Origin of the sequence: Devosia sp. FJ2-5-3 (genome assembly GCF_029201545.1) — a bacterium.
Taxonomy (GTDB): Bacteria; Pseudomonadota; Alphaproteobacteria; order Rhizobiales; family Devosiaceae; genus Devosia.
The window spans coordinates 3622005-3645015 of the sequence record NZ_CP104007.1 but is presented as its reverse complement, the minus strand read 5'-3'; the positions used below and the strand labels follow the sequence as shown (position 1 = coordinate 3645015).

The window sequence follows — 23011 nt, the reverse complement described above, 5'->3', positions numbered from 1 at the left end:
AACAAGGACTAGGTGTGCGCAGCCTCGCGCACAGCCTCTTGCACCTTTTCGAAGGCGCGGACCTCGATCTGCCGGATACGCTCGCGGCTAACGTCATATTGCTGCGCCAGCTCTTCGAGTGTCGACGGGTTCTCCTGCAGTCGCCGTGCCTGGAAAATGGCGCGCTCGCGCTCATTGAGCACATCCATGGCCTGGGTAAGAAGGCCCATGCGCTCGTCGAATTCCTGGCTCTCGCCCAGAGTGGTTTCGGCGTCAGGCGTGTCGTCTACCAGCCAATCCTGCCATTCCGACGATCCCTCGTCCGCCCGCATGGGCGAGTTGAGCGAAGCGTCTCCGGAAAGGCGCGCATTCATCTGCACCACATCCTGCTCGGTAACCTTGAGCGTGGTGGCGATCTGCTTGACCTGGTCCGGGTGCAGGCTCCCCTCTTCGAGGGCGGCGATCTGCCCCTTCACCTTGCGCAGGTTGAAGAACAGACGCTTTTGCGCCGCGGTAGTCCCGATTTTCACGAGGCTCCACGAGCGCAGCACATATTCCTGGATGGCGGCACGGATCCACCACATCGCATAGGTCGCGAGACGGAAACCCTTTTCCGGCTCGAAGCGCTTGACCGCATGCATGAGGCCGACATTGCCTTCCGAGATCACCTCGGAAATCGGCAGGCCATAGCCGCGATAGCCCATGGCGATCTTGGCCACGAGACGCAGATGGCTGGTAATGAGTTTTTGGGCGGCGCCTGGATCTTCATGTTCCTTGTAGCGCTTTGCCAGCATGTACTCTTCGTCCGCTTCCAGCATGGGAAACTTCCGGATTTCCTGCAGATAACGCGACAAGCCGCCTTCGGCGGAGAGAACGGGCAGATTTGTTTGGGCCATGGACGCACCCCCTTTCAGCATCCCCCGCATTGCACGGGCGGAACTCCGAACCTGTCCAATCTGGCACAGTGTTCGAATGTACCGCCATATATAGGGGTCACTTTGTCGAATTTAAGAGGCTAAGCTCTATCCAACGTTACAAATTGGAGAGAGTTCCCTTCGCCATAATGTTCCGACGTTCAGTTACATAAACATTACGCAGCCCGACCCTGTTTGGTTCGTTCACCCTTGGGTGAGTCCGGTGCTAGAGCGTTTCCAGGAAAAGTGGACACCACTTTTCCGGTTCGGAAACGCGACAGGGACATAGAGTGATTTCATCGCGTCAACGACGCGGTGCAATGCTCTAGTGCCGGGCAATGGCGCGGTTATAGGGCTCGAGCGCGTCTTCAAGCGCTGCCAGATCGTCCGGGAGTTCGGCTTCGAACATCATCTCTTCGCCGGTGGTCGGGTGCTCAAATCCCAGTTCCGCCGCATGAAGGGCCTGCCTGCCAAGGCCCCGAACGATCCCCGCCAGATCTTCGGGCAGTTTGTTGATCTTGGTTGCGTAGCCCGAAGCATAGACCGGGTCGGCGACGAGGGGATGGCCGATATAGACCATGTGCACGCGGATCTGGTGCGTACGACCGGTTTCGAGCTGGCACTGGATGCGGGTTATGTCCCAGCCCACATCACCAAAGCGCGCTTCCACCGCATAGTGCGTGATCGCCTCGCGGCCATCCTTGCGCACCGCCTGTTTGAGGCGATTGGCCGGGTCGCGGCCCAGCGGCACTTCCACCGTGCCGACGCCGCTATTGGTCATGCCCCAGGCAAAGGCGGTATAGGCGCGATGCAGCGGGCCGGTCCGCCCGTGGTCGGCGAACTGTGCGGACAGATGCTTGTGGGCAGCCTCGGTCTTGGCGGCCACCATCACGCCGGAGGTGTCGCGGTCCAGACGGTGCACGATGCCCGGGCGCTTGACCCCGCCAATGCCCTTCAGGCTATCCCCGCAGTGAAAGATCAGCGCATTGACCAGCGTGCCGTCAGGCGAGCCCGGCGCGGGATGAACAACCATGCCCACCGGCTTGTTGATGACGATAAGGTCATCGTCCTCATAGAGGATATCGAGCGGAATATCCTGGGCCTGCGGCTCGGGATCTTCAGGGGGTGGGGCAAGAAGGACGATTGTCTCGCCCGTCTTCAGACGATAATTGGGTTCGCTGACGGTCTTGCCGTCGATGGAAACGGCGCCGCCGAGGATGAGATCCTTGATCCGGCTACGGCTGAGCACATCGTGCTCCTTGGCGAGGACGGCATCGAGCCGGCCCCCGGCATTGATTTCATCGACGACTACCTCGACCGGCTCGCCCTCGAATTCGAAATCGGTGTCTTCTGCCATGAGTGATCCTGAAAAGTCCGGCAACAACGTCAACCCGGGAGATGCAAAAATCTCGCCCGAGGCCGCTGCCGCTTTTGGAAAGGCGCGCCGATCCTTCGGATTTTCGATCGGCATCATGTTGCTCGGCTTTATGGCCGTTGGCTTCGCGCTTGTCTATCGGCTCAACCGCGATAGTCCGCCCCCGCCACAAACTGCCGCGGTTCTGGTTCCCGATGGGGCCGAAGTGGTTTCCGCGCTATCGAGCGATGGCACTATCCAGGTGACCTATAGCGTGGGTGGCAGCGTCAGCCTGGTCATCTTCGATGCGGGCACGGGCGAACTGGTTCGGACCATCGAGATTGGCCGCCGCTAGAGCGTTTCCAGGAAAAGTGGACACCGCTTTTCCGATTCGGGAGCGCGATAAACAAGGACTTAGAGCGTTTCCAGCGCGTCAACGACGCGGTGAATTGCTCTAGAGCCGGCCCTCAGCGGCCCTGGATTTCGCGAACTGCGGCCAGCCGGTCGGCGAGGGTGCCGCCGCGGGGCTGTGCCGGCTGGTGCTCGATCACATCCTCGCTTTCGCCGTCATCGGCGAAGCGCTGCACGCGGGCAAAAAGGCTTTCCTCTTCGCGCGGGGTGGATGCGGTCTGCGGCTCAGGGGCGTAGACCAGCCGGCTGACGCTTGTGGCGATATCATTCAGCCGGGACCGCAGGGCGCTGCGATCGAGCCGGTCGCTGTCCCAGTCGGACAGAATGGCCGATTGCACGTCCATGACGCTGACGCGCAGCTTTTCCACCTCGTCCTCGAGGCCTAGCCGGTCGGCCAGCAATTGTTCGCCGGTCTCTCCATTGCCGTCCCTGGCCGGGCCTGCCGTCTCCGCGAGGAGGGCATTGAGCTGGTCTTCAGCGCTGGCCATCCGCGCTTCGGCGTCCTCGAGCTGTTCGGGTTCTGTCGGAAAGTTCGGTTCGCCGGTTCTGCCGGCGCGCAATTGCTCGATCTCGGCCTGGCGCGTCTCGGCCTCCCGCTCGCGCATCCGCAGGCGTTGGGCGAGGTCGGTGGTCTCTTTTTCCAGTTCGACGATCCGGGCGCGCAGGTCGACTTCGCGTTTTTCGAACTCCTGGACGATGCCGAGGTGCTTTTCCCGCTCGATCTGCAAGGCGCCGAGGTCGGTGCTTTTCTGGCTGGCTTCGCTCACCTGCTCGGCGAGGCGCTGGCGCAGGGCTTCGACATTCATCTCCAGCCGACGCGTGGTCAGGGCGAATTCGGCGCGGAGCTGGTCCTTGTCGGCGCGGAATTCGGCGAGGGTGATCGGTGTTGCCGCCTCGATCCGGCGCTTGGTCAGCCGCACCGCCCGCTTCCAGACCGCCGGCATGATGATGAGCGAAACCAGGCCTGCCGCAAGCACGCCCAGGGCAAAATACATCAGGTTCTCGATCAGCATCACGCAATACTCCAACCGCAGCCGCAGGGTTCGCCCGCAAGGCTAGATCCTGTTTTCGGCGACGCTGGGCCCGTCTGGCGGGTCCCGCCAGTCCCGGACCCTAACCCACTTTATGGGGGCCCGTCACGACAAAGCCGGAGCGATTGCCCGGCCGTGCAGGACTTCAGGGCAATGAGCCCGATCAGAAGGGGTTCCATGTAGGCTCGTTGGTGAAGTTCAGATACCCCACATTGATGCCCAGCCGCGCGCCGACGCCGGAGCGGATCGGCACGACGACCACATTGCCGCGCTTGACCACGGTCATCCCCAGTCCGCCCATGACATAGGCGGAGCCATCGACGCCCGGATAGCGTCCCAGAATTTCCTGGATGGTGTTGAGGTTGTAGACCAGCATCATCACCTTCGAGCCGTCGCCGCCGACGTCGAAGCCGATGCTCGGACCCTGCCAGAAGAGGGAGTATTGGCCGGCATTGCGGGTGTAGAGGGTGCCCTCGCCATATTTGGCGCCGATGATCAGCGCCCCGCCGGCCTCTTCGCCCAAGACATATCCGTTGGGCAGGCCAAACTGGCTGACGGCGCGCTCGACCAGCGAGGCAAGCCCCTGTGCGGCAGAGCCAAAAAACTCGCGGCCGCTTTCGACCAGTTCCTCGCCCGAATAGGTATCGCTGAGCGATCCTTGCGCCAGCGCCGGGGCAGCCGGCAGGGCAAAGGCGATTATCAGGGTAGCTATCCGAGCCAGACGCTTCAGCATTGATTTCTCCCAACGGCGACGATCGCGGCGGTTACGAAGACCTTAAGGTCTTTGCGGCAAATTCACCCCATGCTGACCTGCCGATCCTGAGCGCGATAATGAAGCATATCTCTAAACAAATCTTAACCATGCTGGCCCTCTTGCTGCCGCTATTGGGCCTCTTTGCCGCCATGGTTCAGACGGCGCATGCCCAGTCCGTGGTGAGCTATATCGTCGCTGACCCACTCACCGGCGTGGCGCTCGGGGGCATGGACACCGTGTCCTATTTTACCGATCCGGCCCCTCTTAAGGGGCTGCCGGAATTCGAAACCGAGTGGATGGGCGCGCCCTGGCATTTTGCCAATGAAGCCAATCTCGAGATCTTCAAGCGCTCTCCGGAAACCTATGCGCCCCAATATGGTGGGCATGGCGCGATGAGCATGGCGCGTGGTTTCGTCTCGGATTCGGATCCGTCGATCTACGCCGTCTTCAAGCAGCGGCTCTTCCTGTTCTATTCCGCTTCGAACCGCGAAGCCTTCCTGCTTTCGCCCGACGCGGCAGCCCGTCAGGGGCAGGCCAATTGGCCGGCATTGTCCAAAACGCTTTCGACCCGGTAGTGCGGCGAGGCCTCGCCCACTATTGTTCCACTGATTGATTCTCGCCCCACGGGCGCTACGGAGACCCCACCATGGCCGATATTATTGAGCTCAAGGCAACCGATCTCGCGGCGATGTTGTGCTCCAGAGTCTGCCACGACCTGATCAACCCCATTGGCGCGATCGGCAACGGGCTGGAGGTTCTGGCCGACCCCAACCAGGGTGACATGGCCGACGGGGCCCGCGACCTCATCGCCAGCGCTGCCAAGCAGAGCCGGGCCAAGCTCGAGTTCGCCCGACTTGCCTATGGCGCATCCTCAACCTCGGGCACGGATATCGACACGCGCGAATGCGAGCGCGTGGCGCGCATCCAGTTCGACATCGAAAAGGCCGAGCTCGACTGGCAGGTGCCGCTGATTCTCCTGCCCAAGCACAAGGCCAAGCTGTTCATGAACATGCTGCTCATCGCGGCCGGCTCGGTTCCGCGTGGTGGCTTGGTCACCGCAAAGATCTCCGGCGCGGCCGGCGAGGAGCGGTTTGAGTTCACCTCGAGGAGCGACCCGGAAAAGCGCCAGAAGACGCTGGTTCCCGCCGGCACGGCCGGTCTGCTCTCAGGCATGCCGGACGAAGGTTCGGTGGACGCCCGGGGCATTCAGCCCTTCTACACCGGCCTTCTCGCCCGCATGACCGATATGGAGATCAATATCGGCATCGAAAACGCCGAGTTCTTCTTCACCGCCATCCCCAAGTCCAAGGACGCCGCGGTGGAAACGCCTGCCACCGAGGCGATTGCGCCTGAAGCCCCCGCTGCGGTCACCACCAGCCCGAGTGAATGATTGGCATTGCGCTAACCATTCCCCAATTGTTTGTGGCCTATGATCCGGGCGGATAATTCTGCCCGGAGAGCCCCTGATGCGCAGCTGCCTGATCGTTGACGATTCCAGCGTCGTGCGCAAAGTGGCCCGTCGCATCCTCGAAGACCTCGACTATATCGTCGACGAGGCCGAGGACGGGCAGGAGGCTTTCGAGAAATGCCGGCAGGAAATGCCGGACGCGATCCTGCTCGACTGGAACATGCCCATCATGAGCGGTCTGGAGTTCTTAAAACTCCTGCGCGCCTTTGTCGGGGGCGAGAAGCCCCGCGTTGTCTACTGCACGGTCGAGAACGATATCGGCGCCATCGCCATGGCGCTCAAGGCCGGCGCCGACGACTACGTGATGAAGCCCTTCGACCGGCATCTGCTCGAATCCAAGTTCGAACTGGTCGAGGCGGCCTGAGTCTCTTTCTCAGCCCGTTTCCTGCCCGATCTTCTCTTCGGCACGGCCCTTCAGATAGGCTCTCTCCCGCTCGTTGCGGGTCAGTTCCGCTGCCCGCAGAAAATCGAGATTGGCCTCGGTGTGCCGGCCCAGCTTGCGCAGCAGGTCCCCCCTTACGCCATAGAACAGATGATAATTGTCCAGCATGCCGCTGGCCGCGATCAGCTCAATGATTCGCATCCCTTCGGCGGGCCCTTCCGCCATTGAAACGGCGACGGCCCGGTTGAGCTCGACGACAGGGGAGGGCATCACCCCCGCCAGCACCCGGTAGAGCGCGGCAATGCGTGCCCAATCCGTCTCCTCGGCCTTGCGGGCCCGCGCGTGGCAGGCCGCAATTGCTGCCTGCAGCGCATAGGGGCCTGTCGCGCCGCCCAGTTCATTGACTTTTTCGAGCCCCGCCAGCCCCCGCCGGATCATCAGCTGGTCCCACGATGCCCGGTTCTGGTCGAGCAGCAGCACCGGCTCGCCCTTGGCATTGGTGCGCGCGGCAACCCGTGAATGCTGGATTTCCATCAGCGCCAACAGGCCGTGCACTTCCGGTTCGTCCGGCATCAGCCCCGCCAGGATACGCCCCAGCCGCATGGCCTCCTCGCACATTTGCGGCCGCATCCAGTCTTCGCCTGCGGTCGCCGAATAGCCTTCGTTGAAAATGAGATAGAGGACGCCCAGAACGGCCGAAAGCCGCTCGGTGCGCTCGGCCCCCCGCGGCACCTCGAAGGGCAGTCCCGCCTCGGCAATGGTGCGCTTGGCCCGCACGATACGCTGCCCGATCGTCGGTTCGTTGGCGAGAAATGCGCGCGCGATCTCTTCGGTGGTCAGGCCGCCGATCAGCCTCAGCGTCAGGGCCACCCGGCTTTCGGCCGGCAGGATAGGATGACAGGAGGTGAAGATCAGGCGCAGCAGGTCGTCGCCCACATCGTCATCGATCTGATTGTGAAGAGCCGTCTCGCTATCGGGCACGCCCTCCTCCAGGGTGCGTCCCATTTCCTCCAGCTTGCCCGCCGCCATCTTGCGGTGGCGGAAATAGTCTATGGCCTTGCGCTTGCCCGCCTGCATCAGCCAGGCGCCGGGATTGGTGGGCACGCCCCGCTCCGGCCAGGTGCGCAGCGCCGCCATCAGCGCCTCCTGGGCCAGTTCCTCGGCCAGAGAAATGTCGCGAACGAGCCGCGTCAGCCCGGCAATCAGGCGTGCCTGTTCGACACGCCAGACCGCGCTTATGGCGCGGTCGGTTTCGCTGCGGTCGTTCATCTCGCCCCTCCTGCCGATGCGCGGAACAGGGTTCGAAGACCATAATGCCGATCCCTCGACGTCAAGAGGCTATTGTTCAAACATGCCCTTGGGCGTTTCGCCGTTGAGGAATGGTTCGATCAACAGGTGCAGCAGCGCCACCTGGTCGATGACGGCCGTATGCGACGTCGCCGGCAGGATGGCGAGGCGCGAAGTGGCAAGCGGCTTGCCCATGTCACCGGCGACACCGCCGCCCACAAGACGGAACATGCTGACGATATGCTCGAGGGTCACCATGTCGGAATCGCCGGCAATGATCAGCATGGGCGTCTTGAGCTTGGCGACATCGTCCTCCCACGCCAGGGGCTCATGCTCGAGCGCGATCATCCGCTCGACAAAGGGACGAAACCCGTCCGGATTGGGCGCATATTGCTTCCAGGCGTCCTCCATCGGCGGGCCGACGAACATTTCGGGCGTCATGGTCGGGATCATCTCGAGAAATTCGGGCTGCGAGCCGGACATGTCATAGGATACCGATGCCAGGACCAGCTGGTCCACTTTCTCGGGATGCCTGATGGCCAGTTGCAGGGCCGCCGCCGCGCCCATCGAATAGCCGAACACATCGGCCTTCTCGAGCGCGACCGCATCCATGAAGGCGGCGACGTCATCGGCCAGGTTCGGATAGGTCACCGGCCGCTCGATATCGTTGGTGCGGCCATGGCCCTGGAACTCTATCGCATAGACCTGATGGGTCTCGGCCAGCTTGGGGATGATCTCGCCCATGGTCGGGATGTTCATATAGGCGCCGTGCAGGACGACCAGCGGATCGCCCGTCCCGGACACTTCGTAATACATGTTCATCCCGTTCACCTCGGCATAGTCGCCTTTGGGCTCGGGCTGGGCCTGCGCCTGGGTGCTGAGCAGCAGGGCGGTGGCGATAGCCATAAGATTGCGGATCATGTCGATCTCCCTCTTGTCCGGAAAATCCGGATGCTTTGCCCTTTTGACGAGCGGGCAGGGCGGGGTTCGACAGGAGGCGGCGGGTTTTCCTGCCGACACCGAGACCCGAAAAAGCAAAAACCCCGCGCTGTTGGCGCGGGGTTTTCAAATTGGGGATCGTCGAAAGCTGATCAGGCGACGTTTTCGCTGTAGCCTTCGTCCGCGTCGGGCTCGCGCAGCACATAGCCGCGGCCCCAGACGGTCTCGATGTAGTTCTTGCCGCCGGTCGCAACGGAAAGCTTCTTGCGCAGCTTGCAGATGAACACGTCGATGATCTTGAGTTCAGGCTCGTCCATGCCACCATAAAGATGGTTGAGGAACATTTCCTTGGTGAGCGTCGTACCCTTGCGGAGCGAAAGCAGCTCCAACATCTGGTATTCCTTGCCCGTCAGGTGCACCCGTGCGCCCTGCACTTCGACAGTCTTGGTGTCGAGATTGACCATCAGATCGCCCGTCGAGATCACCGACTGGGCATGGCCCTTCGAGCGACGGACGATGGCGTGGATGCGGGCCACGAGTTCGTCCTTGTGGAACGGCTTGGTCATGTAGTCGTCGGCACCGAAGCCGAGACCGCGAACCTTGTCCTCGATACCTGCCAGGCCGGACAGGATCAGGATCGGTGTCTGGACCTTTGCCACGCGCAGCGTGCGCAGCACCTCGTACCCGCTCATGTCGGGAAGATTGAGATCCAGCAAAATGATGTCGTAGTCATACAGTTTGCCGAGGTCGACGCCTTCCTCACCGAGATCGGTGGTATAGACGTTAAAACTTTCGGACTTGAGCATCAGTTCGATGCTCTGCGCAGTTGCGCTATCGTCCTCAATAAGGAGTACCCGCATTATATTCCCCTTGTCATTCGTTCCTGCTGGAACCCGCGCTACGGAGGACAAGCACGCCCATCGCGCTCCAACCCTACTGGATATGACTGAAGCCTAAGCCCAAATAGTTAACAAAGTTTAATTCGGTTCGGCAATACGCAAAGACGGGTAAGGTGAATTAAGTCTAAAACGTTGAAAATTCAATGAAAATTAGCTGAAAATTTCTTAATCCAACACATTAAGAAGGTGTTGCAAACGACTCCCGGGACTCAAGCAATCCGGCGGTTTGCCACCAAATCAGGCCCTGTGGACACATTTGCCGCTCGAAGCCCAACCGCTCAGCTGATAGCGAAAAATGGTAAAGGTTCGGTTATCTTTTCGATTCGAAGGCCCGGCGATTCGAGCTGCCTCGGAAACCATACGCGTTAACCCCTAGGATTGCTGCCGCCCATGAAGGCGCTGATTTCGGCCATTGATGCCATAGACGACGTCGAAGTTTTCGGCCGCGTCAAATCCGTTCAGGGACTGCTCATTGAAGTGGTCGGCCCGGTTCGCGAATTGCGTGTGGGCGGGCGCGTGATGATCGAGGGGAGCGAAGGGGGGACCCTGGCCGCCGAAATCATCGGCTTTCGCGATGGTCACGCCCTCTGCCTGCCCTTCGGCGAGTTGAGCGGTGTGCGGCTGGGCTGCAAGGCCGTCTTCAAGCGCCATGACGGCTCGGTCAATCCCGCCATGAGCTGGCTGGGGCGTACCATCAATGCCAATGGCGAACCCATTGATGGCCTGGGCCCGCTCGCGCGTGGCGCACGTGCCTATCCCCTGCGCCAGTCGCCTCTGGCCGCCCACGACCGCGTGCGCGTCGGCGATCCGCTTGATCTGGGTGTTCGCACGCTAAACACCTTCACCACGCTCTGCGAAGGCCAGCGCATGGGCATCTTCGCCGGCTCGGGCGTGGGCAAGTCCGTGCTCATGTCGATGCTCGCGCGCAATACCAATGTCGACGTCTCGGTCATTGGCCTCATCGGCGAGCGCGGCCGCGAGGTGCATGAGTTCATCCAGGAATATCTGGGCGAGGAGGGCCTCAAGCGCGCCGTTGTGGTGGTTGCCACTTCCGACGAAGCCGCGCTGATGCGTCGGCAGGCGGCCTATATCTCGCTGTCCCTTTCGGAGTTTTTCCGCGACGAGGGCAAGCGCGTCCTCTGCATGATGGACAGTCTTACCCGCTTTGCCATGGCGCAGCGCGAAATCGGCCTTTCCATCGGCGAACCGCCCACGGCCAAGGGCTATCCGCCCACCGTTTTCACCGAATTGCCCCGTCTTCTCGAGCGGGCAGGGCCTGGAACGCCTTCTACCGGTTCTATTACCGGACTTTTTACCGTTTTGGTGGAAGGTGATGATCACAATGAGCCCATTGCGGACGCCGTGCGCGGTATTCTTGATGGGCACATCGTGATGGAGCGCGGTATTGCCGAGCGGGGGCGCTACCCGGCGGTGAACGTGCTCCGGTCCATCTCGCGTACCATGCCAGGGTGTGTACCGCCCGATTTTCGGCCGGTATTGGCGCGTGCGCGAGAGCTCATGTCCATCTATTCGGACATGGAGGAACTGATCCGGCTGGGGGCTTACCGCAAAGGGTCAGATCCGAAGGTGGACCGTGCCATCGCCATAAATCCCACGCTTGAGGCTTTTTTGAGCCAACAGCGTGAGGAAACGACGACGATTTCGGAGGGCTATGAGCGCCTTCGCGAAATCATCGCCGAGGCCGATGCGCAGGTCTGACGACGGATCCGGAACAGCCGGTCCGGAACTGACTTGATGTGTAAGGAGTACAGGTCTTGAAATCGCGCAGCGAGAGTCTCATCAGGCTCAAGAAGTTCACGGTGGACGAGAAGCGCCGCCAGGTCATGCAGATCGAAATGATGGTCGCTGACTTTGAGCGCATGGCTGCCGAACTCGACCAGCAGATCGAGATCGAACACAATAAGACCGGCATTTCCGATGTCGCGCACTTTGCGTATTCGACATTCGCCAAGGCCGCTCTGCAGCGCCGGGACAATCTCCTCGCCTCCGCCAATGATATGCGGGGCAAGCTGGAAACGGCGCAGGACGAACTGGCCGAGGCGCTCGAGGATCTCAAAAAGGTCGAATTGCTCGACCAGCGCGAACATCAGCGCGAACGCGAAGAGCAGAACAAGATCGAACAGGCCGGATACGACGAAGTTGCGCGCCTGCGCCATCGGCGTTGAGCCTGCCTCGAAAGAATACAAAAAAAGCCGACCCGAGGGTCGGCTTTCTCTTTTGGGTTCTGACGAACCGCCAGATTACATTGCGGTGTCGTTGACGCGCATTGCAGGGTCGGTCGCATAGGTTTCTTCGTTATACTCGGGAGCGGCTTCGAGCTGCTCGCGGGTAAAGTCGGTATAGACAACGATGTCGCCGTTTTCATTCGAGGCGAAGTCGATGTTGTCGAGGCCAACGGCCACGCGCTTCTGGCCCATACCGAGGAAGCCACCGAAGTCGATCAGCATGGCTTCGATCTGGCCGGACTGATCGAAGAGAATGTCGCCGACTTCAGCGATATCTTCGTCGTTCGGACCGATCACGGTTGCACCGGTCAGATTGTCTGCGGTCAGCGCATCACGTTCGATCGTGGCATAGCCTTCACGCGGCATCGCTGCGCCAGGGGCCATTGCATTGTTGTCGGTCGTCACGGCAGGAGCGACCGGTGCCATGGCGTCACCTGCAGGGGCAGGGGTCACAGCAGCGCCGGGAGCCGGGGCCATTGCGTCGCCGGTTGCAGCACCGTCAACCGGCTCATCCTCGGCCCAGACGAAGTCAGGGGCGTTGGTCAGCGCATCGGCGGTTGTGGGGAGGACCCAGCGCTCGGTGTTGTCTGCTGCGAGCGTGAACTCGAGCGAGCCGAAATCGACAGCGACGGACTTTTCTCCGATACCGAGGAAGCCACCGACGCCGATCACCACAGCGGTGATCTCGCCTTCAGCCGAGAACACGATATCGCTGATCGTGCCGATTTCTTCAGCGTCATCACCGGTGCTCGAATAGACCGGCTGACCGATAAGGCGCGAGCCGAGATTGTCGGTGTCAGCGGCGACATAACCTGCCGACATGTCCCATGGTTCGTTGATGTCGGTAGTCTGGGCAGCGCCGGTATCGACGTCGGTGCCGGTTACAGCAGGAGCTTCGACGGCCTGGCCAGCTGCCGGAGCAGGAGTTGTCGTGGCCTGGGCGAAGGCGGACGTCCCCATGAGCACTGCGATAGCGGTAGTGGTCAAAAGCGTGCGGATCATAGTAGGCTCCAAAGGTTCATCGTTGACATGAACAGGGCCGTGCGGTGCTCAAACTTGCCGGTTAAAAGCGCCGTGCGGCCCGTTATGGTTTCACAACGTCGCGACACCAATAGATGTTCCGAAGCAATTTTCCGGCGATTGTGGGAACCATTGAAAAGGCCGGCTTCCGCGCTTGGCGGTGCCGGCCTTGTCCGCCTCCCTGGCGGTTAGTCGCGTCCCTGCGATAGGCAAGAATTCGCGTTCTTGCCTGCACACCACACACTGATGCCGCCCGGCAAGGGACGCGCTCTTCGAGCGACAAGACCACCATAGCGCACCTTTGATGGTAGTTGAGTCGAACTCGGGTTAATGCGTTAAGCCATCGTTAATCGACGAGAACCGCGCTGTCCTTGTCATAGTCGCGCATGGCCCGGTGCGGCATGCCGCCATCCATGAATTCCGGGCCGAAGGCGACAAACCCCAGCTTTTCGTAAAGACCCAGCTTGTCCGATTGTGCGGTGAGATAGAACCGGTCCCGGCCCTGCGCCCGGCAATGCTCCTGCGCCGCGGCAATCATCTTGCGGGCAATACCCTTGCCACGCCATTGCCCGTCGACGGCCACCCGGCCGATCTTGACGTGCTCGTCCATGGCGATCAGGCGCAGCGTGCCGACCACCTCGCCCTCGGCCACCGCCACGAAATGGGTGGCGGTGAGGTCGTAGCTGTCGTTCTCTTCTTCCTCGGGGACCTTTTGCTCCCAGACAAAGACGGCACGGCGCAGCCGGAAGGCGGCGTTGCAGAGGGTGGAAAATACGGGCGCGCGAAGAATGGTGATCTGGTCCATATCTGCTCTTAGCGCGCCGCCGCGTCTGGCTCAATCACCTCCCGGCGGCTGTGCTAGACGCTGCCCACCGTGCGCAGTCGAACGCGCGGATGTACCTCGTTCTGGCTCATCACTACCGTCTGCGGACGGAAGCGCTCGATGATTGAGCGCACATGCGGGCGGATCGAGGGCGAGGTGATCAACACCGGTAGCTCGCCCTGCTGGGCGGCCTTTTCGAACGCGGCGCCGATCGAGGCAATGAATTGCTGCAGCCGGCTCGGGGCCATGGCCAGGTGCCGGTTCTCGCCTTCGCCCACCATGGCCTCGGCGAAATCGCGTTCCCATTGCGGCGAGAGGGTGAGCAGCGGCAGATTGCCGTCCGGCCCCAGATTGGTGGCGCAGATCTGGCGGGCGAGGCGGCTGCGCACATGCTCGGTAATGCCCTGGATCGAGCGGCCCGGGCCGGCAACTTCGGCAATACCTTCCAGGATGGTGGAGAGGTCGCGGATCGAGATGCGCTCGGCCAGCAGGGCCTGCAGCACGCGCTGCACACCCGAGACGGTGATCTGGCTGGGCACGATGTCTTCGACGAGCTTCTGCTGTTCCTTAGGCAGGCCTGAGAGGAGGCTCTGCACATTGGCGTAGCTCAGGAGTTCGGCCACATTGGCCTTGAGCACTTCGGTCAGGTGGGTCGAAATCACGGTCGAAGGGTCGATGATCGAAAGGCCGCGCAATTCGGCCTCGTCGCGCAGCGCCGGATCGATCCAGGTTGCCGGCAGGCCGAAGGTCGGCTCGGTCGTCTGGTGGCCCGGCAGGTCGATCTGGTTGCCATAGGGATCCATGACCATCAGCAGGTTCGCGTGGATCTGGCCGTTACCCGCTTCCACTTCCTTGATGCGCACCTTGTAGTCATTGGGCTCGAGCTGCATGTTGTCGAGGATGCGCACCGGCGGCATGACGAAGCCCAGCTCCAGCGCCAGCTGGCGACGCAGCGCCTTGATCTGCTCGGTGAGGCGATCTGTACCGGTTTCGTCTTCCTTGACGAGACCCAGCAGGCCATAGCCCAGTTCGAGCTTGAGGTCGTCGATCTTGAGGCTGTCGGAAATCGGCGGCTCGGCGGCGCGGCCCTGTGCATTGGCCGGGCCCGGTGCGCCGGGCGCTCCGGCCGGCGCTGCGTCGGCGATGGCCTTGGCTTTTTCCACCAGGGTGCGAGCGGTCTTGGACTTGCCGGCGCGGAATGCGGCATAACCCACGCCACCCGACAGCGCCAGGAACGGAATGATGGGCATGCCCGGCAGGAAAGCGAGGGCCGCCATGACGGCCGAGGCCATGCCCAGGGCGCGCGGATAGCCGGCGAACTGGGTGGAGAGGGCCTTGTCGGCCGCGCCGGTAACACCGGACTTGGACACCAGGATACCGGCAGCAGTCGAGACGATCAGCGCCGGGATCTGGCTGACGAGACCGTCGCCGATGGTCAGCAGCGTATAGACATTGCCCGCTTCCTGAAACGACAGCCCCTCCTGCATCATGCCGATCAGCATGCCTGCGGAGACGTTGATGAAGGTAATGATCAGGCCGGCAATGGCGTCGCCACGCACGAATTTGGACGCACCGTCCATATTACCGAAGAAGGCGCTTTCGCCCTCGAGTTCGGCGCGGCGCTTCTTGGCGGTGTCTTCGTCGATCAGGCCGGCCGACAAATCGGCGTCAATGGCCATCTGCTTGCCCGGCATGGCGTCGAGGCTGAAGCGCGCCGCAACTTCGGCGATACGGCCCGAGCCCTTGGTGATGACGATGAAGTTCACGATCACGAGGATGATGAAGATCACGATACCGATGACGAAATTGCCGCGCGTCACGAAATTGCCGAAGGCCTCGATGACGTGGCCGGCCGCAGCCGTGCCATTGTGGCCTTCCGAAAGGATAAGCCGTGTCGTCGCAAGGTTGAGACCGAGGCGCAACATGGTGGCGATCAGCAGCACCGTGGGAAAGGACGAGAACTCCAGCGGCTTCTGGATGAACAGCGACGTCATCAGGATCATCACCGAGAAGACGATCGAGATGGCGAGCAGCAAGTCCACCAGCAGGGGGGGCAGCGGAACGATGAGGATGACGATCAGGCCCATCACGCCGGTCGCGAGCGCAATGTCGCCCGAGCGCAGCATGTCCATGATGCTTTTCACCGAAGGAAGTGAAAAGCCCGGGCGCGAGGCAGTGGGTAGATCGGTCATGATAAGGGTCCGGTGGGCCTGGTCTTGAAGTCAAAGCCCCCCTTCTTTCGGAAGGGAGGCTTGCAGGGTCGTTCAGGCGACGTTGCGCCGCTCGCCGGGGTCGGGAACGGTCATCCCCTCGTCGGAATACTGGTTGAGCTTGTTCCGCAGCGTACGGATCGAGATGCCCAATATATTTGCCGCGTGGGTGCGATTGCCCCAGGTATGGTCCAGCGTGTCGAGGATCAGCTCGCGCTCCACCTCGGCCACGGTGCGGCCAACCAGCGCCCGCGACATCGCTTCCGCCGTCTGGGCGAGTTGCTGGGCCGGCGAATTGTTCCGGGCGGCCTCGGCAAGACCCATGCCATCGGGCAGGACGATGGCGTCGGTGCCGATCATCGAGCCGGTCGCCAGCAGCACCGCGCGGTGCAGCGTGTTTTCGAGCTCGCGCACATTGCCCGGCCAGGGGGCCCGCAACAGCGCCTGGCGCGCCTCATCGGACAATTCGCGATGCGGCAGGCCATTGGCCTTGGAATATTTGCCGACGAAGTGATCGGCGAGCGCGACAATGTCACCCGGCCGCTCCCGCAGGGCAGGGAGCTTGAGGTTCACCACGTTGAGGCGGAACATCAGATCCTCGCGGAAGCTGCCCTCGCGCACAGCGTCGTTGAGATTGCGGTTGGAGGTCGCAAGGATCCGGATATCGACCGGAACGGGCTTGGTGCCGCCTACGCGATCGATCACGCGCTCCTGGATGGCGCGCAGCAGCTTGGCCTGCAGGCGCACATCCATTTCCGAAATTTCGTCGAGCAGCAGCGTGCCGCCCGAGGCTTCCTCGAACTTGCCGACGCGCCGGGCGATGGCGCCGGTAAAGGCGCCCTTTTCGTGCCCGAACAGCTCCGATTCCAGCAATGCCTCTGGGATGGCAGCGCAATTGACCGAGATGAACGGCTTGCTGCCGCGCTTTGAACGGGCGTGGACGAAGCGGGCGATGACTTCCTTGCCGGTGCCGCTCTCACCCGTGATCAGGATGGACGCATCCGATCCGGCGATCTGTTCGGCCATCTTGACGACGCGGCTCATCGCCGGGTCGCGATAGAGGAAATCCTCGGTCTCGCGCGACACAGCCTGGATCACCGCGGCGATCAGCGTGGCATCGGGGGGCAGGGGGATATATTCCTTGGCCCCGGCGCGGATGGCGTTGACGGCCGCAGCGGCATTGGTCTCGACGCCGCAGGCGACGACGGGGATGGCGATGCGTTCGGCTTCCAGCGCCGCGATGAGACCGGAAATGTCCATCATCACATCGACGAGAAGCAGATCGGCACCGCGCCCGGTGCGCAGGGACGCCATGGCGATATCGATACTGGGCGCATGAGCGACGCGGGCGCCGCCATCCATGGCCATTTTGGTGGCCTGGCTGAGCTGGCCTTCCAGTGCTCCGACGATGAGGAGGCGCATTGTCAGGCTCCTTATTGTGCCTTGATGATCTCGGTCATGGTGACGCCGAGCCGGTTTTCCACCAGCACGATTTCACCGCGGGCGACGAGACGGTCGTTGACGAAGATTTCCACTGCTTCACCGACCTGACGGTCGAGCTCGATTACGGTGCCGGTGTCGATCTTGAGCAGCGATGCCACCGGCATCTTGGTGCGGCCCAGTACCACCGAGACGCGGACCGGCACGTCGAAGACGGCCTCGAGATCGGCGGCGGTTCGCTCGACAAACACCGGCTGGCGGTCTTCGCGCTCGGGCGCAGCCATCTCGCCAATACCCAGCTCTTCGTTCATTGCCATCTCGCTCTCGGCATCGGTCGGGTTCATTGGTCGCCCTTCTCAATTGTGTTGGGGCCACCCAGGGCGGCCAGATAGTCGCTGATCTGCTTGTCGATTTCGGTCGCCAGCGCATCGCTGTCGCGCACGAGGCCGCCATCCACCCATTCCAGGCGCCCGTCACCGAGCCGGATATCGGGATCGCCCATCACCACCAGCCGTCCGGCAAACCCCGAAGAGGTGATCTGTTCGGCCGCGATGTCGCGCAGGCTGTCGGCGAGGTCGGGGTGGCAGCGGATGACCAGGTGCGGCACGCCGCTGATGCTGGGCATGCACTCGGCGATCAACGCCCGCAATTCGGCCGTCGGCTGGGCCTCGATCAGATGGGTCGCCAGCTTCCGGCCGACGCTGGCGGCGAGCGAGATTGCTTCCCGCCGGTGCATGGCGATGGCCTCGTCGAGAGACGTCGTCATGCGGGCCGTATGTGCGGCCAGCGTGCCGGCAGCTGCGGCAATGGTCTGGGATGCCATCGAGGCAGCGTTGCGTTCGCCGGCCTTCAGCCCTTCACTGTGGCCCTCTTCGCGGGCCTGCGCCACGAGCTGGGCCACCACTTCCTCGGGCACGCCGATCGGCTCGGGCACGAAGATGGGCTCGGGCTCGGCAGCAGCCTGCGCGGACTGGCGCGGGCGCTCCGCCAGGTCGAGGTCGAATGTGAAGCGGGCAAGGGCGGCCATGGCGTCAGGCCACCATCTGGTCGTCGGACTTGGACTTTACGATGAGGATTTCGCCCTTGGCGGCCAGATCCTTGGCAGTGGCCACCATGCGGCTCTGCGCTTCGTCGACGTCCTTCAGGCGCACCGGGCCCATGCCGGCCATGTCGTCCTGCAGCATCTTGGCGGCGCGGGCGGACATGTTCTTGTAGAAATATTCCTTGATCTGGTCGCTGGCCCCCTTGAGGCACAGCGCCAGTTCCCGCTTGTCCGAGCGCGACAGCAAGGTCTGGATGGCCGACATATCGAGCCGGGCCAGGTCCTCGAAGGTGAACATGAGCGATTTGATGCGCTCGGCGTCTTCCCGGCTCTGCACTTCCAGATTGGTGAGGAAACGCGCTTCGGTCTGGCGGTCGAATGAGTTGAAGATCTCCGCCATCTGCTCGTGGCTGTCCTGGCGCTTGGAATGGTTGAGCGTCGAGATGAACTCGGTGCGCAGCGTCATTTCGATCTTTTCGAGAATGTCCTTCTGCACGGGGTCGAGACCCAGCATGCGCTGGACGACGTCCATGGCCAGTTCCTCGGGCAGCGATGCCAGCACTTCCGACGCGTGGTCGGGCGAGATCTTGGAGAGGATCACCGCCACGGTCTGGGGATATTCGTTCTTGAGATAGGCGGCGAGCACGTCGGCCTGCACGTTGGAGAGCTTTTCCCACATGTTGCGGCCGGCGGGGCCGCGGATCTCTTCCATGATGGCGTCGACGCGATCCTGCGACAGGAAGCTGAGCAGCAGGCGCTCGGTCGAGTCCGTATTGCCCGACAGCGCGCCGTTCGAGGCGATGGAGGAAACGAATTCGCTCATCAGCTCATCGAGCATGCGCGGGGTGATCGGGCCGAGCTTGACCATGGCGCGCGACAGCGCCTTGATCTCGTGCTCGTCCATCTCGCTGAAGATGGGCCGGCCGTGATCGGGGCCGAGCGCCAGCATCAGAGCCGCGGCCTTTTCGTCGCCCTGAAGGGTGCGTTGTTCGGCATTGCCACCGATTTTGAGCTGGGGTGCCGCGCCGCCGGCGTCGGGGGCAGATTGAGATACCAGTGCCATGATCGATTACGCCGCGCTGTTGAGCCAGTTGCGCACGACGAGCGCAGCCTGCTTTGGATTTTCGTCGATGAGTTCGCCGACGGATTTGAGGGCCTGCATCTGCTGCTCGCCCACGGCCTTGGCGTCGGACACCCAGTCGATGGTCGAGGGGGCGCCGCCATGCTCGATCTGCTCGGCGACCGGGATCACCTGGCCATCGGCGTCGAGCGTGCCGTTCTGGCCCAGCTCTACGGCTGCCGGCAGGGCCAGCGGCTCGGGTTCCGGGCTCATCACCTTGCGCAGCAGGGGACGCAGCACGAAGAACAGGAGGGCCAGGGCGATGAGGAGGGTCACGGCCATTTCGGCGCCGTTCATCAGATCGTCGCGCGTGAAATCCAGCAGGCCGCCATTGGAATCGGTGCCCGGCGTCGCCAGCTCTGGGCGCTCGGCGAACTGCATGTTGACCACTTCGACGCTGTCGCCGCGGTCGACCGAATAGCCCACCGCCGAACGCACCAGGGTCAGGATCTGCGCCAGTTCGTCCGCGCTGCGGGGGGTATAGGTGACATTGCCGGCGCCGTCGTCGGTATAGGCGCCGTCGACGACCACCGCCACCGACAGGCGCTTGAGCGAGCCGGCCTCGGTAACCGCGGTTTCGGTCTTCTTGGAAATCTCGTAATTGACGACTTCCTCGGTGGAATTGCCGCGTTCGCCCTGTCCTTCGCCAGCCGCGTCGGAGGCGCCGGGCAGTTCATTGGCGACCGAAACCTGGCCCGAAGCGGTGCCCGATTGATTGGCGGCTTCCCGCACCTGGGTCGAGCGGACGACCTGACCCTCTGGATCGAAGGTTTCGGCTGTCACGGTCGAACGGTTGAAGTCCAGCTCGGCGCTGACTTCGACGCGGGCCCGGCCGGCGCCGACCACATTGGCCAGCATGTCTTCGACGCGGGTGCGAATGCGGTTCTCAAAGCCCAGCGTGCGCTCTTCGGCCTGGCCGGAGAGGGCGCCAAGCGCATTGTCCTCGGCGCCGGAGGCCAGGAGATTGCCGGCATCGTCGACGATGGACACGCGCTGCGGATTGAGGCCTTGGATCGCCGTGGCCACCATATGCTGGATGGCGCGGATTTCACCGGTTGAGAGGGAGCCGCGGACCGACAGGACGATGGAGGCGGAGGGGTCCTTGCGCTCACGGCGGAAGAGTTCGCGCTCGGGCAGCACAAGGTGCACACGAGCGCTCTTGATGCGGGCCAGCGAGGAGATGGTGCGGGCCAGTTCGCCTTCGAGGGCACGAACATTGTTGATGTTCTGGACGAAGCTGGTCGCGCCCAGCGTCGACTGCTGGTCGAAAATTTCATAGCCGACCTGGCCACGACTGGGCAGGCCTTCGCCGGCCAGATTCATGCGCAGCGTGGTGATCTGGTCGCGGGGCACGAGAATTGTGTCGCCCTCGCCCCGCAATTCGAACGGGATGTTGAGCGTCTGCAATTCTGTGACGATTGCCGAAGAGTCCTCAAGGCTCAGCCCGCTATAGAGCGGCGCCAGGTTCGGCGTCTGGGCGCGCAGCACCAGGAAGCCGAAAAAGCCCAGGATCAACACAGCGACCGTGCCCATGGCTGCCAATCGCGGCAGGCCGATGCGATTAATTAGATTGGTAAGACTTTCCACGCTGCCACTCAAGTTCGGACCAGCGCGACCGTCGGAGCCCCCGTCGACCGCTGGGCAAAAATTACCCACCAGATGGTAAACAATGTCTTAACCTCTGGTGCCAAAGCGGGATATCCGGCAATTTTTGCCGAGTTGTTCATTGGGAGAATTCGCCATGATCCAGGTTCTGGGCCGGCTGACATCGATAAACGTGAGAAAACTGGTCTGGGCACTCGACGAGCTGGGCGAACCCTATGAGCGACAGGATTGGGGCCTGCCGCTGCGCGATCCCAATGTCCCGGAGTTCCTGGCGCTCAATCCCAACGCCCAGGTGCCGGTGTTGATCGATGCCGATGGCACGACGATCTGGGAGAGCAACGCCATCCTCGTCTACCTGGCCCAGACGCGGGGCGCTCTCCTGCCAGCCTCTCGGGGGGAACTGGCCCTGGCTCTGCAATGGCTGGGCTGGCAGGCGTCCGAGCTCAATCCCGCATGGGGCTATGCGATCCAGGCGCTGATGCGCAAGACGCCGGGCTACGACGATCCCGACAAGATTGCGGGATCGATCTCCCGCTGGTCGTCAAAGATGGGGATTCTGGAGGACGAACTGGCCCATGGCCGCCCCTACATTGCCGGATCGGAACTGACGATCGCCGACATCGCGCTGGGCCTGTCCATCCATCGCTGGTTCGGCACGCCATTCGACAAGCCCGACTTGCCGGCGACGAAGGCTTATTACGATCGCCTGCGCGAGCGTCCGGCGAGCCGGAATTCCCTCGGCGCCGAAACGCCCTGATCCCCAAGGAAACGCAAAACCCCCGCAGGACTTGCGTCCGCGGGGGCCTGCCAGAAATATGGCTACACTATCAGCCTTCGCGATAGTGCTGGATCCAGGTGGTCCGCAGACCAGCCAGTCCATGTTTGTCGATTGCCGCCTGCCAGTTCAGAAACTCATCGACGCTTAAAGCATAGCGTGCACAAGCTTCTTCCAGGCTCAGCAATCCACCACGCACGGCGGCCACGACTTCGGCCTTGCGGCGGATCACCCAGCGGCGCGTATTGGGAGGAGGCAGGTCCGCAATAGTGAGCGGGCTGCCGTCCGGTCCGATAACGTACTTTACGCGAGGACGCATTTGTACGGTCATTTTACTCTCTACTCAACCTGACCATATGGTGAGGAGAATAGGGTATTGGCCTTAAGAGACCCCTAAGGGGAAACTTACAACAGGTTAAGAATGCTATGAAATATCAGTCAATTGACCGGGATACGGCCCCGTTCTGGGGCTGGTCGCTGTTTTCGCCTGCGCCGGCCCGCAGCGCGGGCTGGGGAGAGCTGATGCCGCTAATGGCCTCTCGCCTCCCGAAAAAGAGGCCCGGACCGCACCACGAGGGGCGGCAGTCCGGGCCGGATGGTTTTTAAGCCGCGTCGGCTTCCTCGTCCTTGGCCGGCTTGGCAGCCTCGGTGCCACGGACTTCCGAGATGTCGCTCAGCGGCACCTTGCTGGCGCCCACGGTAACCATTGGCTCGCGACCCGAGAAGTCGACGGCGGTGACGGTCCCCACCGAGGAGGTGGACACCTTGACGGTCTTGCCCGACAGATTGGTACCCTCGATCTTGATCGTATACATCCCGTCCGGATGCGGCGTGCCATCCGAGCCGATACCGTCCCAGGCAAACGTGCCTTCGCCGATCCCCAGCGATCCGGTCTGGGTGTAGACCACGTCGCCCATGGCGTTCTTGATGGTGATGTTGGCGTTGGCCACATTGGCCTCGGCATTGTAGGCCCACAGGGCATGGCTGCCCTTGAGCTGGGTGGTCGATCCGGAGACCGTCACCTGCTTGCCGATATAGGACACCGCGTCCGAGCGCTGCGAGTTCTGCGTGCTCGAGAGCAGGCTCTCGAGGAACTCATTGGTCTTGAGCTGCTGCTCGACGCCGGTGAACTGCACCAGCTGGGCGGTGAACTGGTTTGTATCCAGCGGGTCGAGCGGGTTCTGGTTCTTCAGCTGCGTCGTCAGGATCTGCAGGAACGTGTCGAAATTCTGGGCAATCGTGGTGCGCGAACCTGAAAGGGCTCCACTGCCCGCGCCGGTCGTGCCGGAAACGCCATCAACCATGATTGTTC

The 23011-nt window shown here is 62.4% G+C and carries 24 protein-coding genes; 7 read left to right on the top strand and 17 right to left on the bottom strand.

Annotated elements, in window-relative coordinates:
- Nucleotides 1-8: 8 nt before the first annotated feature.
- Nucleotides 9-875, bottom strand: coding sequence for an RNA polymerase sigma factor RpoH (gene rpoH, locus N0P34_RS17540; RefSeq protein ID WP_275604510.1), 867 nt, complete (start codon nt 873-875; stop codon nt 9-11).
- A gap of 343 nt (nt 876-1218) precedes the next feature.
- Nucleotides 1219-2250: an RluA family pseudouridine synthase gene (locus tag N0P34_RS17535; protein ID WP_275604509.1), complete on the bottom strand. Its 1032-nt coding sequence runs from the start codon at nt 2248-2250 to the stop codon at nt 1219-1221.
- Between N0P34_RS17535 and N0P34_RS17530 the strand changes: the two genes are divergently transcribed.
- Complete coding sequence (locus N0P34_RS17530; RefSeq protein ID WP_275604508.1) at nt 2249-2602, top strand: DUF6476 family protein; 354 nt, start codon at nt 2249-2251, stop codon at nt 2600-2602. The two genes, N0P34_RS17535 and N0P34_RS17530, sit on opposite strands and share 2 nt — an antisense overlap.
- A gap of 112 nt (nt 2603-2714) precedes the next feature.
- Here the strand turns inward: N0P34_RS17530 and N0P34_RS17525 are convergent, their stop codons facing one another.
- Both N0P34_RS17525 and N0P34_RS17520 read right to left on the bottom strand, forming a co-directional pair.
- Entirely contained in the window at nt 2715-3671 is a 957-nt protein-coding gene (locus N0P34_RS17525) for a hypothetical protein (RefSeq protein ID WP_275604507.1), read from the bottom strand.
- Nucleotides 3672-3852: 181 nt separating this feature from the next.
- Nucleotides 3853-4422, bottom strand: a complete 570-nt coding sequence (locus tag N0P34_RS17520; protein WP_275604506.1) for a DUF1134 domain-containing protein — start codon at nt 4420-4422, stop codon at nt 3853-3855.
- Nucleotides 4423-4520: 98 nt separating this feature from the next.
- On the opposite strand from N0P34_RS17520, the gene N0P34_RS17515 reads away from it, so the two are divergent.
- From N0P34_RS17515 to N0P34_RS17505, 3 genes are all read left to right on the top strand, one after another.
- Nucleotides 4521-5018: a YHS domain-containing (seleno)protein gene (locus N0P34_RS17515; RefSeq protein WP_275604505.1), complete on the top strand. Its 498-nt coding sequence runs from the start codon at nt 4521-4523 to the stop codon at nt 5016-5018.
- Nucleotides 5019-5089: 71 nt separating this feature from the next.
- Complete coding sequence (locus tag N0P34_RS17510; protein WP_275604504.1) at nt 5090-5833, top strand: histidine phosphotransferase family protein; 744 nt, start codon at nt 5090-5092, stop codon at nt 5831-5833.
- Nucleotides 5834-5909: 76 nt separating this feature from the next.
- The gene (locus N0P34_RS17505; protein WP_275604503.1) at nt 5910-6275 is read left to right on the top strand and encodes a response regulator; all 366 of its coding nucleotides are present in this window, start codon (nt 5910-5912) and stop codon (nt 6273-6275) included.
- Nucleotides 6276-6284: 9 nt separating this feature from the next.
- Here N0P34_RS17505 and N0P34_RS17500 read toward each other — a convergent pair whose 3' ends face one another.
- The 3 genes from N0P34_RS17500 to N0P34_RS17490 form a co-directional block, all read right to left on the bottom strand.
- A complete protein-coding gene (locus N0P34_RS17500) occupies nt 6285-7562 on the bottom strand; it encodes an RNA polymerase sigma factor (RefSeq protein ID WP_275604502.1) in 1278 nt (425 codons plus the stop codon).
- A 69-nt stretch (nt 7563-7631) separates the two neighbouring features.
- Nucleotides 7632-8501 (bottom strand): alpha/beta hydrolase, encoded by an 870-nt coding sequence (locus N0P34_RS17495; RefSeq protein WP_275604501.1) that lies wholly within the window; start codon nt 8499-8501, stop codon nt 7632-7634.
- A 170-nt stretch (nt 8502-8671) separates the two neighbouring features.
- A complete protein-coding gene (locus N0P34_RS17490) occupies nt 8672-9379 on the bottom strand; it encodes a response regulator transcription factor (RefSeq protein ID WP_275604500.1) in 708 nt (235 codons plus the stop codon).
- Between the two features lie 429 nt (nt 9380-9808).
- Here N0P34_RS17490 and fliI point away from each other — a divergent pair, with 429 nt between their 5' ends.
- Both fliI and fliJ read left to right on the top strand, forming a co-directional pair.
- Nucleotides 9809-11137, top strand: a complete 1329-nt coding sequence (fliI, locus tag N0P34_RS17485; RefSeq protein WP_275604499.1) for a flagellar protein export ATPase FliI — start codon at nt 9809-9811, stop codon at nt 11135-11137.
- 56 nt (nt 11138-11193) lie between these two features.
- On the top strand, nt 11194-11604 hold the full coding sequence (fliJ, locus tag N0P34_RS17480; RefSeq protein WP_275604498.1) for a flagellar export protein FliJ: 411 nt from the start codon (nt 11194-11196) through the stop codon (nt 11602-11604).
- Nucleotides 11605-11679: 75 nt separating this feature from the next.
- Here the strand turns inward: fliJ and N0P34_RS17475 are convergent, their stop codons facing one another.
- The 8 genes from N0P34_RS17475 to fliF form a co-directional block, all read right to left on the bottom strand.
- Nucleotides 11680-12666 (bottom strand): PRC-barrel domain-containing protein, encoded by a 987-nt coding sequence (locus tag N0P34_RS17475; RefSeq protein WP_275604497.1) that lies wholly within the window; start codon nt 12664-12666, stop codon nt 11680-11682.
- A 364-nt stretch (nt 12667-13030) separates the two neighbouring features.
- Entirely contained in the window at nt 13031-13489 is a 459-nt protein-coding gene (locus tag N0P34_RS17470) for a GNAT family N-acetyltransferase (RefSeq protein ID WP_275604496.1), read from the bottom strand.
- Nucleotides 13490-13542: 53 nt separating this feature from the next.
- The gene (gene flhA / locus N0P34_RS17465) at nt 13543-15699 is read right to left on the bottom strand and encodes a flagellar biosynthesis protein FlhA (protein WP_275604495.1); all 2157 of its coding nucleotides are present in this window, start codon (nt 15697-15699) and stop codon (nt 13543-13545) included.
- 72 nt (nt 15700-15771) lie between these two features.
- The gene (locus N0P34_RS17460; RefSeq protein ID WP_275604494.1) at nt 15772-17139 is read right to left on the bottom strand and encodes a sigma-54 dependent transcriptional regulator; all 1368 of its coding nucleotides are present in this window, start codon (nt 17137-17139) and stop codon (nt 15772-15774) included.
- An 11-nt stretch (nt 17140-17150) separates the two neighbouring features.
- On the bottom strand, nt 17151-17441 hold the full coding sequence (gene fliN / locus N0P34_RS17455) for a flagellar motor switch protein FliN (RefSeq protein WP_275607014.1): 291 nt from the start codon (nt 17439-17441) through the stop codon (nt 17151-17153).
- 56 nt (nt 17442-17497) lie between these two features.
- Nucleotides 17498-18184: a FliH/SctL family protein gene (locus N0P34_RS17450; protein WP_275604493.1), complete on the bottom strand. Its 687-nt coding sequence runs from the start codon at nt 18182-18184 to the stop codon at nt 17498-17500.
- Between the two features lie 4 nt (nt 18185-18188).
- Nucleotides 18189-19262, bottom strand: a complete 1074-nt coding sequence (gene fliG, locus N0P34_RS17445) for a flagellar motor switch protein FliG (protein WP_275604492.1) — start codon at nt 19260-19262, stop codon at nt 18189-18191.
- 6 nt (nt 19263-19268) lie between these two features.
- Nucleotides 19269-20906 carry a flagellar basal-body MS-ring/collar protein FliF gene (gene fliF, locus N0P34_RS17440; RefSeq protein ID WP_275604491.1) on the bottom strand — a complete coding sequence of 546 codons (1638 nt, stop codon included), beginning with the start codon at nt 20904-20906 and terminating at the stop codon, nt 19269-19271.
- 154 nt (nt 20907-21060) lie between these two features.
- Here fliF and N0P34_RS17435 point away from each other — a divergent pair, with 154 nt between their 5' ends.
- Nucleotides 21061-21681 (top strand): glutathione S-transferase family protein, encoded by a 621-nt coding sequence (locus N0P34_RS17435; protein WP_275604490.1) that lies wholly within the window; start codon nt 21061-21063, stop codon nt 21679-21681.
- A gap of 70 nt (nt 21682-21751) precedes the next feature.
- On the opposite strand, the gene N0P34_RS17430 is transcribed toward N0P34_RS17435, so the two are convergent.
- Nucleotides 21752-22030 carry a DUF1153 domain-containing protein gene (locus N0P34_RS17430; protein WP_275604489.1) on the bottom strand — a complete coding sequence of 93 codons (279 nt, stop codon included), beginning with the start codon at nt 22028-22030 and terminating at the stop codon, nt 21752-21754.
- Between the two features lie 271 nt (nt 22031-22301).
- Nucleotides 22302-23003 carry a flagellar hook assembly protein FlgD gene (locus tag N0P34_RS17425; RefSeq protein WP_275604488.1) on the bottom strand — a complete coding sequence of 234 codons (702 nt, stop codon included), beginning with the start codon at nt 23001-23003 and terminating at the stop codon, nt 22302-22304.
- Nucleotides 23004-23011 lie beyond the last annotated feature (8 nt).